This window comes from Oscillibacter sp. ER4 (assembly GCF_000765235.1).
GTDB lineage: Bacteria > Bacillota > Clostridia > Oscillospirales > Oscillospiraceae > Hominicoprocola > Hominicoprocola fusiformis.
The window spans coordinates 30,763-43,289 of sequence record NZ_JPJG01000033.1 but is presented as its reverse complement, the minus strand read 5'-3'; the positions used below and the strand labels follow the sequence as shown (position 1 = coordinate 43,289).

Below are 12,527 nucleotides of genomic sequence, written 5' to 3'. Positions count from 1 at the left end.
GTTTTCAAAAGGTGGGATACAAGCGATGAAACCCAAAACACTGACCATTCAACTGAATGATGAACAACTGCCCATCCTTCCGGTAGAGCCGGAAGCCCACCTCTCCTTTACCACTCATGCCGATGGAAATGAATTGGAGCTAACGGGAAACCGGGCGGGGCTGCTCCTGTTGGCGAAAGCCGCTTTGGGAATGGCAGAAACCGTTCGTGAGGATGGATTCCATATCCATTTGGATGACCTCTATAGCATCAACTCCGAGGGAAAAAGCATCCTGATCCGAAAGGAGGAACGGCCAAAACCATGATTGAAAAAACCTTCCTCAACCCCGCCACAAATAAGCAGTGGCGGATTGAAATTGACGGACATACCATCCGAACCTGCTTGAATGGCGGAAAGGTCAAGGAAATCCTGTGCGACTCCGCCTTCCAGGTCAAGAGCAAGGCGGCCAGCGCCATGATGGGCCAGATGCGGAAAGGATTTGTCTATCAGAATCCGGATGCCGCTGTTGGGCAGGCGCGGTGCCATCGGTTTGTCGGTAAGGACAGTAACGGTTTTATGCCCTTGGCTGCCGCCCTCACACGGGATGACTTCTTCCTGACGAGGGTGGTCGGAGATTTTGAGGACGAGACCCTCTATCACTTCGATGGCAGCGGGGAGATCCTTGAAACGGTCTCTCTGGGGGCCAAGCGGATGACCTATGAGCAGGTCCTCTGCCCCAATGATACCCTGCTGCTGAACAACAGTTATCTTCTCCAGCAGTTCTTACTCCGCACCCATGAGGTCACGCCCTTTGCCAACAAGAAAAACAGCATGAAGACCATGCTGGATGCCAGCGGCGACCTGGCCCTGTGGTACACAGGCGAGGAGATTGTCGTCTTTGACTTTGGTAGCAACACAGAGGTGTGGCGGGAAACGGTAAAATGCAAGAAGTCAAAAGACCCGAATTTTGCCTATTACTGCTTCGGGATGCTCTCTCCCCGGCAGAGCAAAGCGGCTTACCGCGTCACCGAGGGGGAGTATGTGCTGGTCGATTTGAAGTCCGCCCAAAAAGCAGTGATCCCCAATGCGGGCTGGCATCCCTTCTTCTCTCCGGATGACCAGTGCTTCTCGGTGGGCGGCAAGTTCTATCTGACCCAGACCGGAGAGGAGATAGCCAATCCTTTCCCGTTTTCTGTCCGGCAGGGGCTGAATTTTTCAGACACCTGTATGGTGCGGACAAGGGGTAGCCTGATGGCCGTTCAGCAGGATCGTGGCAGCTCCCCAATAGAGCTGTGGGATACCGGCAGCGACCAGCTGCTGGCCACCATTGACGACCCCTTTGTGGTGCGGCAGGTGAATTTTGCCTTTACCAAGAGCGGACTTGTCCTGCACACCGATTACGGGGCCATGAGCATCTATTCCTGCGCCCTCTGAAACGGAGGCGGACGAAATGGCGTATGCTGATTTGAAGAATAAACTTGATGAGTATAACTGGGATGACGGGTTCGAAGTCCCAAGAACAATCCTCGCTGACCCGGATTGCGATTTGGCATTGGCGTTGGAGATTTTCTATTTAGCCGACGGGTACGAATACTTGGAAAAATCAGCGAGAAGAACTAAACTGCAAAAGTGGAATCAATTTATTACCGTCCTATATGAGGACATCTTAGACAACAGATTTCCCAAGACAGATGCATCGTTTGAAATTCCATTGAGCAAGGTGCAGAAGTATAAACTGCGGAAAAAGGGAGCTGCAGAAATCTTTCTTACGGATTTATAGTTTTTCATTTATCAGGGAGAATCGCACCTATGGACAAAGAATCATTGACTGCAAAACTTCTGGACTTGGCTGAGGGACGGGAAACACCTGAAACCTGGCGGAACTGGTGGGACGAGCACGAGCCGGAGTTGGAAACCCTGCTCAATCGGGGTGAATTCCTGAAACTGAAACCCTGCCGACATGGTTTTAAGTGGGTCCCGGTATTTGGCAGCCAAAAGGGCGCCATCGCCATTCTGGAAAAGAGCGGCACAGCGTTTGAGGCCAGCAATCTCTACCAGGAGCGGTATCTGGCGGAGCTGGACGCTTTCTGCAAGGAGCAGGAGCGAGTACAGCGGGAAAAGCAAAAGGAATTCAAGGCCAGCCACCCAGAACTATTTGGCCGATACCCCAAGTTTTCCAAGGCATTGGCAAAGGTGCTGGACCCCACGGATAAGATCCAGCCTGCCGCCGCGGAGGAACAGATCAGGAATCAAGAAAGCGTGCTGGACTTCACGCTCCCGTCCCAGGTGCGGGAGTTTTTCCTGCTGACCGCAGGCATCCAGGCGTCCACAGGCGTGACCATTGATTTATCCGGTCTGTTTGATCTGACCATCCACGGAGAGCGGTATTGTGTGCTGGGCGAGTTCTGGAAGGAAGCGGACGGCGACCAGCTCCTGCTCCGCCCCGGAGAGGAAACCATCTGGTACTACGCCCATGAGCAGGACAAGGTAAAGCGCCTCTGCAATGATATAACGGAACTGCTGGAGAAGAAATTGGCGAGGTATCTCAATGAGCACTGAAAACATCGCCCATGAAAAATGCTATCGGGATTGGCGGGCACAGTAATATACAGTAAAGGAGAGCTATATGGGAATGTTTTCAAAGAAGAAAAACGCCGAAATGTCGGATAGAATTTTATTGGGGAATACAGAATTTGTATTTGACCGCAAACTCGGCTTTCATGTTGGAGAATGGACCGTATGGGATAGAAAGACTAAAATTCTCCTTGAGTTTCAGAGCACAGAGGGAAATATAGGCGATATCGTTTTGGAAAAGGTAACTTGGGTCAATGACCATAAAGATACCATTATCCGAGCATTTTTGGATGAGAACGATGACTGCATAGACGTCGTGAATGAAATGATCGAAGATGGAACGCTGGAAGCGGATGGGAAGATTTCAGAAGATGAGTTTGTAAAAGCACTGTTTGTAAACAATGTAACGGTATTTGTAAATGGAAGCGAAACTGGCTTTTACATCGATTTGGATGCGGAACCCGACTATTTCATGGGACATTTAGTTTGTATCGAGGTCGACTGCAAATATAAAATTGAAGTCGGCGGATTCAACGGATAACGCTTCAAACACAAAAGGCAAATTCTGCGGAAAGGGCAACGCCCGCAACGGCATCAGAAAGGAGACAAGTACCTATGTCAACCTGGAGCGGAATCCGGAACAAATTGGAGAATGACTACCTGTGCCCGGCGCTCCGGGGCCATATCCAATATTTTGCCACCAGTTACAGCAAGAGTGCTGACCATGAGGGCCGGGCAGCCATTCGCATGGACGGTGTGGAAGTACTGCGGAGCAACTACTACATCTATTTTGAGAATGTGTGGATGAAATTTCATCACCTGCGGTCCACAACGCTGAAAGATTGCGACTCCGCAAAAGAGGCCATCAACCAGGCTCATGCCTTTGCGCTGGAGCAGGGCACCTTTGACCAAAAGGTGTTCTATGAGGCGTTTGGTATCTTTGACAACCAGAGCATCGAGAAAAGCCTTGTCAGCGAGAATCCTCTTGTCCGCATCTTTGCTCTTTTGGATCGAAGGCTGGGAAAGCGCCGCCTGCTGGCTTTGGAGGAATCCATGGAGCAGGAGCTGGACTGGGTGCGGGCCTTCTATGTGATCCGGATGCAGGCAGAAGGGCTGATAGATAAAGAATAACATTCAGGAGGAATTGCCATGTCACAGATCGCGTCCTTTTATCTTCTCAAAGACGGCCAGCGGCAGGAACTGTCCAACGGCGACTGCTCCGGCGCGGTCTATATGGCCATCTGGGACTGGTGTGAGAGCGAGCTGGATCTGGATGTCCGTTTTCCTGCTCTCCAGACGGAGGACACCCTGGACTGCGCTCTGCTGGAGGGAGAGCTGGCGTCTAAACTGCTGGCAGTTCTGCGGGAGCAGGCCCTCCCGGAACTGGCCGCCGAAATTGCGCCAGACTGGGATCTGCCCACCGAGGCGGTACAAAGCGGACTGGAAACGCTGCGCTCCCATCTGGAACTGGTGCAGGGCGACGCTGCCCTGCTGTATGAAATGACTTGACGGGACTATACCCATGCCAAGGATACAGGTTAAGGAACGGAGAGAAAACCATGGTGAGAGATGGACTTGTGTTCAAAGATGAGGATGGCCAGGTCATATTCAACCAGTACAGCTTCTGTGAACTGGTGAAGCACCTGCTGATGGAACTGGTGGGGATCTCCTATGAGGAAGCCTCCCGGATCGTGGAACGCTCACCGCTGGCAGCGCCAGTGGCCGATGCCTTGGGAGTGTCGATATTCAGCCATGACCTGCCGTATTACTGGGCTATGTTTTTCTACTATGGGAACGGTTATTGGCAAAAGGGCATCCCAGCGCAGCCAGAGGATATGGATGCCTATGAAGCCTTGGAAAATAAGATCATGGAGAAATACCACTTAAAGGAGCCTTTTATATGGACATGAGAGAGGTGTTCACCATCGACGGCCGCCGCTTTTCCAACATGGCCGGTTTTTATGACGAGGTGGAGCGGGTATTTACCCTCGGTTTGGACCGGAAGATCGGTCGGAACCTGAACGCCTTTAACGATATTCTCCGGGGCGGTTTCGGGCGGCATGCGTATGGACGACCCATCCACATCCAGTGGTTGGCCTATGAAAAAAGCGTCCGTAATCTCGGGAAAGAGACTATGGACACCCTTGTGGAAATCATTTTGGATACAGACCATTCCGGGCACGACTGTACCCTGGAACGGCTTTGATAAAACAGAAAAGGAGAAAAACTTATGGGACTTGACATTTACGCCGGGACATTGACCCGGTACTATTCTCACAACTGGAAAACTGTTGTTCAGCAGTGGGCGGAGGAAAACGGATATGCCTTCAACCGGATCACGCCGGATGGAGAAGCTGCTGATAACGAGGAAGAAATGTCCCCAGCTGAGGTTCAGGCTGCAGTGGAGAACTGGCGGGATCAGATCTTGAGCGCCATTTCTCAACCGGGCCAGCCCCCCTACACCCCCTGGCCGGAAGATAATGAGAAGCCCTATTACACCGACAAGCCGGATTGGGATGCCTTCGGCGCTATGCTTCTGGTGGCTGCCTGCCATACATACAATGAGCCGGTGCCTTCCACTGTGGAGAAGGACTGGAGCTTCGGGGAGCATCCCCTGGTCGCCCGTCTTGCATCGGACGAGGAGCGGGTGTGGTCCCTGTTCCATGGGGCTACCTGGTGGCTGCCTCTGGCGGACCCCTTCTTCTTTCAGGCACCTCTGCCCACCGATGATCAGGCAATGATCGCCACCCTGGGCGGACTGCGGAAGGAGCTGGAGAAGCTGAACCAGCTGGCATGGCAGGCCGATGAGGATACCATCCTTGGTTGGGCGGATACGGAAGGGTACCCGGTAGACGGGACCGTAGGCCCGGACGGACAGTACAGCAAGGCGGACATCCCGGAACACACCCAGTATGACACCCAATCCCTGGCCAAGTTTGCCTTCTCCATGTTCTGGCGGGCCATGCGATTTGCAGAGGAACAGCAGGTGCCCATCCTGCTTGACTATTAAAGAGGATTCGCCAGGAGGTGGAGACCGTGGAGCAAAAGCGCCCAGTAGATCTATTTCAGGAGGCCCTGGACTACCTGTGGAATGGCCTGGGCCTGGAGGAAAAGGGCTGGAAGCGGCTGAAAAAAGGCGACTTCAAAAAGAAAATGAAAAACGGGCTGACCTATCAGATATGGTTTGACCGGAGGCGCTACAACTACATAGACTACGAAATTGGCCATGGAAATGTGGAGGTGGGCTTCACCTGTATCATAAAGCAGGGAGATGACCGGCTCTACTCTTTCAAAATAGAACCGACAACAGGCGGTTCATTCTTTCAGATGCTGACAGAGGACCTGCGGCTGAACACCGGGCTGCTGGACACCTTTCTGCCCCTGATCCAAGCCCACTACCTTGACTTTATCGACCATTTTGAGGTGGACCCAGCAGAGGCGCTCCAGCCGGTCTGCGCCCCCTTTATCCAGCCGGAGGATTACAGCTGGTGCATTCATGTGGATGAGCAGATGGTGGAACGGTACGGAACACCAGAGCAGCTGGCGGAGTACCGCCGTCAATCGGAATTACGCGGAACACCGGAGCACAAGGCAAAGAACTGGATGGGTTCGATGTTGTTCCACCTCTCCCACGCCAATGATGTGGATCAAGCCTGGGCCTCAAGCCGCACCAAAGAGGAACTGGACAAGGTGGTGGAACCATTTGTGCAGGCCAAGCGGCAGACAGGACAGTGGACACAGGAGGATGAGGCGGGCTATCAGCTCTACCGGCAGGAGACAGATCCGAAGAAGCGCACCTTTCGGGTATGGTATCTCATCGCCAATCCCCGGGGCCTGCCGAAGGAGTTTGTCCAGAGAGAGCTGGAGTTCCGGTGGAAGCTGTTCCCGGAGAAGAAGGAGGAAACCAAATGAGCAATAAAGTATTTCACCAAAACCTGGATGACAAAAAAGGCCCCCAGCCCGGCGGCCCCTATCTCGTTCAGATGCTGTTCAAAGAGCCGGTGGAAATGCCGGACAAAGAAAAAATGACTGCCGCAATGGGGAAACACATCGGATCAGCAGAGTGCTTCTGTTATGATAAGAAAATGGCTGGCTTTGCCGCGCAGGACCATATTGCGGAGTTCAAGGACGGCAAGGTTCCGGTGCAGCTGATGGTGACGGGCTGCGACAAGTTCAAAGGCAAGGGCTTTGACGCGTTTCTCATGAGCCAGATGTGGGACTGCCAGGAGGATCGGGAGCGGATCTTCCGGGAGTGCAAATATCAGGTGGTGGCCACCGATATGCTGGCTGCGGCCCTTCCGGCACTGGAGCGGGCCAACCTGGACGCCGACTTCTTGGATGCTCTGGCGGAGCTGTATCCTACCTGTGAGGCGTTCTATTTCCAGAACTGCGGCAAGCTGTTTCTGGCGGAGGATGTTCGCTCCCACCAGATTGAGGGCTCGGACCGCTTCATCCGCTTTGGCGTCAATGTGCGCTTCTTCAACATCGAGGGAACCGAGGATATGCTCATCGACACGGTTGGCATGAGCACCCTGTTTTTGCCGGACCTCCAGTACCACTTCCACGGCATGGACCCCAACTGGGTGGTAAACCACGCCTATAATGCGGCGTCCTATATTCTGGAGCATAATAACCCCATTCAGGATGGGGAAACCGTAGATGGTGTGGAGAATGGACAGATGAGCCGGGAGCTCCAGTGGAAGTGCCAGTATGAGGACGCCCTGATCCAGCCGCCCAGAGGGGTGCTGGACATCCACATGGGGAACTATGCCTCGGGAGGACGCTGAATGAACGGCGTTGTGCTCCTGGTGGGCGGACTGCTGCTTGTGGCGGTAATCAAGCTGATCGTAGACCGGAATTGGATGGGCCTGCTTCTCTGTGCTGCTACCCTGCTGCTGGTCTTTGGGGCCGGACACCATACAAAATAGGCCATTTTAAGAATCGAGGAGGTGAAGTATGCAGAATTCAACAAATATGAGGATACTGGAATTACTCCGGTTTCTCTATGAGCGGACCGATGAAAACCATCCTGCCACAGTATCTGACATCATTGCCCATCTGAATGGAAAAGGAATTCAGGCAGTGCGGCAGACTGTTTACGCGGATACCAATGCGCTGATCGATGCAGGAATTGATATTGTGGTGGCCAAGAGTACCCAAAACCAATATTTTATGGGAAGCCGCCTGTTTGAGTATCCAGAACTGAAAATGCTGACAGACGCAGTAGCATCCTCGAAGATCATTTCTGCCAAGAAATCCGAGGAACTGGTACAGAAATTATGCCGTCTGACCAACACACATCAGGCAGAGCAGCTTCGGCAGCTCGCCAGCCTGTCCAGCCGGGTGAAACCGGACAATGAGCAAGTCTATTACATCATTGATGCCATCCAAACGGCGATCTTGGAGAAGCGACAGATCCAGTTCCAGTATTATGAATATACGCCAGAGAAAAAACGAGTTCTCAAGCATGGCGGTTACCTCTATAAACTGGACCCTTACGCTTTGGAATGGAAGAATGACCACTATTACCTGATCGGCTTTTCTCACAAACACCAGCGGATGGCCCACTTCCGAGTAGACCGCCTGTCGGGGATCAAGATACTTCCCTCCGGCTTTACACCCGATGAAGACTTTGATGTGGCGGGCTACACCAACAAGATCGTTGATATGTTTGCTGCTGACCGCACAATTTCCGTTGAACTGCTCTGTGAGAACAAGCTGATGAAAACCATTATAGACCATTATGGAGAAGCTGTGCCAACCCGTACATATGACGAGGAACACTTTACGGCAAACATTGAAGTCGACCCAAGCGGCACCTTTTACGGCTGGGTATTCAAATTTATGGGCGGGATTCAGATTATAGCACCCCAAGAGTGTGTAGAAGAAATGAAGCGGATCGCCCACAGGTTTCTCTAAAACAGGGACCAGGTGTTATGGAATTTTAACACCTGGCCCCTGCTTTCTTTTTTGCCCTTGTATCGAACGGATGTGCCAGTTATAATATAAACAAGATGTTCGCAAGCCAGCGAAACTCTATGAAGGAGGGAGACCAGTGACCTTTGGAGCTTTCATCAGCACACGGCGCAAAGAGGCCAAATTAAATCTCCGGGATACCGCGAAACACCTCGGTATCTCCAATGGGTACCTGTGTGATATTGAGCAGGGTCGCCGGCCAGCGCCAGAGGGAGCGTTTGTAGAGCGGATCTCTTCTTTTCTGGAATTGGATAAGCAGGAGCATGAAATGCTGCTTGATCTGGCCGCAGATTCCAGGCAGACGGTTCCGGCCGACCTGCCTGACTATATCCGCCAGCATGACATCGTCCGCGCAGCATTGAGAGTGGCAAAGGAAGTAGATGCTACCGATGAGGAATGGAAGGCATTTATGGAAATGCTGCAGAACCGCCAGAACTAAGGGGGGATTTTCTTGTCTGTACCAAAGTATCGATTGGACGCAATTGAAACCATTGGACGGAAGATCCTGCAAGAGTATGATCCCGTTTTGTTGGACGGGCCTCCCCAGGCAGTTCCCATTGAAACTATCATAGAGACCAAGTTTGATCTAACTCTGGAATATCATTGCCTACGCAAAAACGGGAGCATCCTTGGGGAAACGATTTTTGATGAAGGAGCGGCTATTTTATACGACCAAGATGAAAAACGCTACCGTTTGATTGCAGTCAAGGCCGGAACGATCCTGGTGGAGGAGCGGCTTTGTGTGGACAGGCTCCTCGGCAGGCTGCGGTTCACCTGTGCTCACGAATTGGGGCACTGGGTCCTGCACCAGAAGCTGTACTCCGGCACAGGCGATGTGGCTGCCTATGAAGGAAAGACATCTTTGGATGAAAGCCACGGTCTGGTCGAATGGCAGGCGGATGCTTTGGCTACTGCTCTCCTCATGCCCCTGCCGCAAATCAAAAGAAGTTTTTACCGTTTGCGTGCAGGCAGGAGCAATGAGCAGCTGGTTGCGGAAATGGCTCAGATCTTCCAAGTCTCCAAGCAGGCCATGCGTATTCGGTTGGAAACACGCAATCTCATATAAGTTTGGTACGGCAAGCCCTTCTCCTAAGAGAGGGGCGCGGCCGCACCAATGTTCACAGGCTTTGTTGTATGCATTTTGTTCGCAGTTTAGCGAACATGGGAGGAGGAGAATGGCATGAGAAAAGAAAGCTCCACTGTGCAGAAATGTAAAAGGCAGATGGCGACCCTTGGATTTGACAGCCAGCTGGCCTATCACCGGGTAAAGCTGATATTGAAAATCTACCGGGATGTGGTGTGGGTCCTCAGTGAGCGGGTGGAGGAACTGCATGAATATGCCTGGGAGCTGGGCGCTCAGGACGCTGATACCGGGCTTATCTATCTGCAAAGCTTCGCCCCGGATATGGATCTGCAGGAGTTTGAGGAACGGGTCTGCTGCGTGATGGAAAACCGGATGCTGGTGGATGTGATCGACCGTGCCCTTCTCCGCTTGAAACGATACCCTGACCGGGGGGAACTTTACTATGAGATCTTGACCAAACAATTTATCCACCGTTTCAACAGCACAGAAAAGGAACTGCTGGATGAGTTGAATATGGAGCGAAGCGTATTCTATGACCGGAAGCGCGAGGCGATCTTCTTATTGTCCCTCTGCCTTTTTGGTTATGCTGTGCCGGAACTTCAGGAAGAATTGGAGCTGCCCCGACTTTATCCCGACTGATTCCCGATGAAAAACCGACGAAATCCCTACTCCCTTCCGACTTTGCCTCTGCTATACTCAGTACAGTGGCAGGTATGCGCAAAAATGAATAGGACCAGCTGACAAGGGCCGGGACGCTGTAAAGTGTCCCGGCCCGCTGTATTCCTGCCGCAATATGGCGGCGGGGATCGGCCGGGGATGCAGAAATGCGTCCCCGGCTATTTTTCTGCCCGGCACTGGGAGGGCCGGCATGGGCTGGGAGGCTTATATCGCCAAGTACCCCTGATTTCAAGATTTTGATTCGCTATCAAAATCTTGAAATTTGGAGGAAAGGCAAATGGCAAGGCGAGATAAATACCATATTAATTATGAAAAATTATATCCAGGCATTGAAATTCCGCCAGAAGTTCTCAGTGTACTTCGAAAAGGGGATCGAAAAGAAGAATACCAGGAAGTGGATCTGAAGCAGGAGCGCTTTGTCTATGACCCAGAAACAAAAACTGCACATTTCATTCCTGGCCGGGAAGATTCCTATGAACGCCTGGTCGAAGATGAGAAGCGGCAGTTTTCAAATGAAGATCCTACTCCAGAGGAGCATCTTATGAGAAGCATTGAGAACGAACTTCTCAGACAGGCAGTAGCACTGCTGAAGGAGGATGAGCGTCAGCTCATCCTCCTTCGTTTTTGGCAAGAATGCTCACAATCACAAGTCGCAGAACTGCTTGGACTTTCACAGCAGGCGGTAAGCTATCGGGAACGAAATATCTTAGGGAAAATCAAAAAATTTCTGAAAAAGTAAATTTTGTTTTTGTGGATTCCCTTTTTCAACGGGAAAGAAAGTGAGGGGGTATAAGCTACCTCATCAAGCACCTTGAAAATTGAACATCCGATTGTCTGAATACCTTCCTGACGGGGCCTCTTCTGAAAAGGGGCAAGCGACGCTGGAGGATGCGCCAAGACCACCTGTAGAGGTTCTGGTACAGGCTGCAAACGAGGTCACCTATACATTTTTGTTCGGTTGTGCCAGCCTGCCGGATTATCCCTCTATCAACGACGGCCAAATAAGGTGCCAAGCGGGTCCATCCGTCCACAAAACAGCCGATGGCAAGCTGTATCGCAATGACTCCGTCAGGGACAATGATACTTCCGTCCAGTCCCAGCCCCCACCGGAATGGGGACCACGCAAGGAGGGCGGCCGACAGAGATCCTGCCGGGGGTGAGACTCCCATGACGCGGTGAAGCCAGCCGTGGTTCAGACAGATCGCCCTATGAGTTGGCGCTGTATGCGCTGGCTCCGCGCTTGGGGGAGTAGTGTCGAATACGAGCGCAGAAGAAGACAACACAAATGTGAAGTCTTAATATCAGAAGCAATGGGGATCGCTTCTGTCTAAAACCCGTTTACTGACCGGAACATGCCATACGAGCAGCCATTCCAACCAAGTGCGGGAGATGCGGAAGCGGTCCCTATTTTTGTGATATTAAGCCCAAGATACAAGGAGGTGTATTCCATGAAAATATATTGCAGACAGGAAATCAGCCGCGGCGACATTTACTATGCTGACCTGCGGCCGGTAGTTGGCTCTGAACAGGGCGGCGTCCGCCCTGTGGTCATTGTGCAGAACGACGTGGGCAACCGCCACAGCCCCACAGTGATCGCGGCGCCCATTACCAGCCGGGCGGGAAAGGCAAGGCTTCCCACCCATGCGCGGATAGACGGACAACACGCGGCCCTGCGCCCCGGCTCCATCGTCCTGCTGGAGCAGCTGCGCACCCTGGACCGCTCCAGACTGCGGGGCAGGATCGGCAGGCTGAGCGGAGAAGAACTGGAACAGTTTGATCACGCGCTGAAGGTCAGCGTTGGTCTGGCTGACGCTTATCGTGGACCCACTCTGGAATAGGCGTCGCGGCAAGACAGAAAAAGCACCCGCATGGCACAATCCATCTGGCAAGCCATCAGAACACAGCACCGTGCCGTCCATCGGCTCCGGTGGGCGGCCCATCCTATCAAGGAGGGCTTTTAGAATGACAAAAAAAGAACTGACCGATAACCTCATATTCCTTTCCGCCCTGAAGATGCTGGAGCGTCTCACAGCGGACGGAAGACTGAGCGCCGCAGAGCAGGAGGCGGCCCGCCGGGAATTGGAACGGAGGCTCCGCCCCACTCTGCTGTTCGCCTGAACCGCCGCCAGAAAACTGAACTGGTTGCCCAAATTTCCCCCCGCGTCTTCGTTGGGTTTGGTGATAGCTATTGGGAGAAGAACATGGTATTGTGTGTCGCTGAAAGGAGGTCAAAAAA

Annotated in this window: 20 protein-coding genes; all 20 read left to right on the top strand. The window is 52.5% G+C overall.

Features of this window, described 5'->3' with window-relative positions; translation table 11 throughout:
* The first annotated feature begins 25 nt into the window (after nucleotides 1-25).
* The 20 genes from NI20_RS0105630 (at nucleotide 26) to NI20_RS15355 (ending at nucleotide 12,409) form a co-directional block, all read left to right on the top strand.
* The gene (locus NI20_RS0105630) at nucleotides 26-304 is read left to right on the top strand and encodes a hypothetical protein (RefSeq protein WP_025543781.1); all 279 of its coding nucleotides are present in this window, start codon (nucleotides 26-28) and stop codon (nucleotides 302-304) included.
* Nucleotides 301-1,413 (top strand): hypothetical protein, encoded by a 1,113-nt coding sequence (locus tag NI20_RS0105625; protein WP_033120465.1) that lies wholly within the window; start codon nucleotides 301-303, stop codon nucleotides 1,411-1,413. The genes NI20_RS0105630 and NI20_RS0105625 overlap by 4 nt, the downstream gene beginning before the upstream one ends.
* A gap of 16 nt (nucleotides 1,414-1,429) precedes the next feature.
* Nucleotides 1,430-1,759: a DUF4274 domain-containing protein gene (locus tag NI20_RS0105620; RefSeq protein WP_033120464.1), complete on the top strand. Its 330-nt coding sequence runs from the start codon at nucleotides 1,430-1,432 to the stop codon at nucleotides 1,757-1,759.
* Between the two features lie 29 nt (nucleotides 1,760-1,788).
* Entirely contained in the window at nucleotides 1,789-2,538 is a 750-nt protein-coding gene (locus tag NI20_RS0105615; RefSeq protein ID WP_033120463.1) for an SMI1/KNR4 family protein, read from the top strand.
* Nucleotides 2,539-2,605: 67 nt separating this feature from the next.
* Nucleotides 2,606-3,094: a DUF2262 domain-containing protein gene (locus tag NI20_RS0105610; protein WP_197055359.1), complete on the top strand. Its 489-nt coding sequence runs from the start codon at nucleotides 2,606-2,608 to the stop codon at nucleotides 3,092-3,094.
* Nucleotides 3,095-3,168: 74 nt separating this feature from the next.
* Nucleotides 3,169-3,684 (top strand): hypothetical protein, encoded by a 516-nt coding sequence (locus NI20_RS0105605; protein WP_033120462.1) that lies wholly within the window; start codon nucleotides 3,169-3,171, stop codon nucleotides 3,682-3,684.
* A gap of 18 nt (nucleotides 3,685-3,702) precedes the next feature.
* Nucleotides 3,703-4,062 carry a hypothetical protein gene (locus NI20_RS0105600; RefSeq protein ID WP_033120461.1) on the top strand — a complete coding sequence of 120 codons (360 nt, stop codon included), beginning with the start codon at nucleotides 3,703-3,705 and terminating at the stop codon, nucleotides 4,060-4,062.
* 50 nt (nucleotides 4,063-4,112) lie between these two features.
* Nucleotides 4,113-4,463, top strand: a complete 351-nt coding sequence (locus NI20_RS0105595; RefSeq protein WP_033120460.1) for a hypothetical protein — start codon at nucleotides 4,113-4,115, stop codon at nucleotides 4,461-4,463.
* Entirely contained in the window at nucleotides 4,454-4,759 is a 306-nt protein-coding gene (locus NI20_RS0105590) for a barstar family protein (RefSeq protein WP_033120459.1), read from the top strand. The genes NI20_RS0105595 and NI20_RS0105590 overlap by 10 nt, the downstream gene beginning before the upstream one ends.
* A 24-nt stretch (nucleotides 4,760-4,783) precedes the next feature.
* The gene (locus NI20_RS0105585; RefSeq protein WP_033120458.1) at nucleotides 4,784-5,563 is read left to right on the top strand and encodes a hypothetical protein; all 780 of its coding nucleotides are present in this window, start codon (nucleotides 4,784-4,786) and stop codon (nucleotides 5,561-5,563) included.
* 26 nt (nucleotides 5,564-5,589) lie between these two features.
* Nucleotides 5,590-6,465 (top strand): hypothetical protein, encoded by an 876-nt coding sequence (locus tag NI20_RS0105580; protein ID WP_033120457.1) that lies wholly within the window; start codon nucleotides 5,590-5,592, stop codon nucleotides 6,463-6,465.
* A complete protein-coding gene (locus NI20_RS0105575; RefSeq protein WP_033120456.1) occupies nucleotides 6,462-7,340 on the top strand; it encodes a DUF4261 domain-containing protein in 879 nt (292 codons plus the stop codon). The genes NI20_RS0105580 and NI20_RS0105575 overlap by 4 nt, the downstream gene beginning before the upstream one ends.
* Nucleotides 7,341-7,481: a hypothetical protein gene (locus NI20_RS15360; protein WP_197055358.1), complete on the top strand. Its 141-nt coding sequence runs from the start codon at nucleotides 7,341-7,343 to the stop codon at nucleotides 7,479-7,481.
* A 28-nt stretch (nucleotides 7,482-7,509) separates the two neighbouring features.
* Nucleotides 7,510-8,472: a YafY family protein gene (locus NI20_RS0105570; RefSeq protein WP_033120455.1), complete on the top strand. Its 963-nt coding sequence runs from the start codon at nucleotides 7,510-7,512 to the stop codon at nucleotides 8,470-8,472.
* Nucleotides 8,473-8,608: 136 nt separating this feature from the next.
* Nucleotides 8,609-8,968: a helix-turn-helix transcriptional regulator gene (locus NI20_RS0105565; protein ID WP_006877047.1), complete on the top strand. Its 360-nt coding sequence runs from the start codon at nucleotides 8,609-8,611 to the stop codon at nucleotides 8,966-8,968.
* Between the two features lie 12 nt (nucleotides 8,969-8,980).
* Complete coding sequence (locus NI20_RS0105560; RefSeq protein WP_025543774.1) at nucleotides 8,981-9,595, top strand: ImmA/IrrE family metallo-endopeptidase; 615 nt, start codon at nucleotides 8,981-8,983, stop codon at nucleotides 9,593-9,595.
* A gap of 114 nt (nucleotides 9,596-9,709) precedes the next feature.
* A complete protein-coding gene (locus tag NI20_RS0105555; protein WP_033120454.1) occupies nucleotides 9,710-10,252 on the top strand; it encodes a hypothetical protein in 543 nt (180 codons plus the stop codon).
* 316 nt (nucleotides 10,253-10,568) lie between these two features.
* Nucleotides 10,569-11,030 carry a sigma-70 family RNA polymerase sigma factor gene (locus NI20_RS14520; RefSeq protein WP_081958386.1) on the top strand — a complete coding sequence of 154 codons (462 nt, stop codon included), beginning with the start codon at nucleotides 10,569-10,571 and terminating at the stop codon, nucleotides 11,028-11,030.
* 709 nt (nucleotides 11,031-11,739) lie between these two features.
* Complete coding sequence (locus NI20_RS0105540) at nucleotides 11,740-12,129, top strand: type II toxin-antitoxin system PemK/MazF family toxin (RefSeq protein WP_033120451.1); 390 nt, start codon at nucleotides 11,740-11,742, stop codon at nucleotides 12,127-12,129.
* Between the two features lie 124 nt (nucleotides 12,130-12,253).
* Nucleotides 12,254-12,409, top strand: a complete 156-nt coding sequence (locus tag NI20_RS15355; RefSeq protein WP_197055357.1) for a hypothetical protein — start codon at nucleotides 12,254-12,256, stop codon at nucleotides 12,407-12,409.
* Nucleotides 12,410-12,527: the final 118 nt, after the last annotated feature.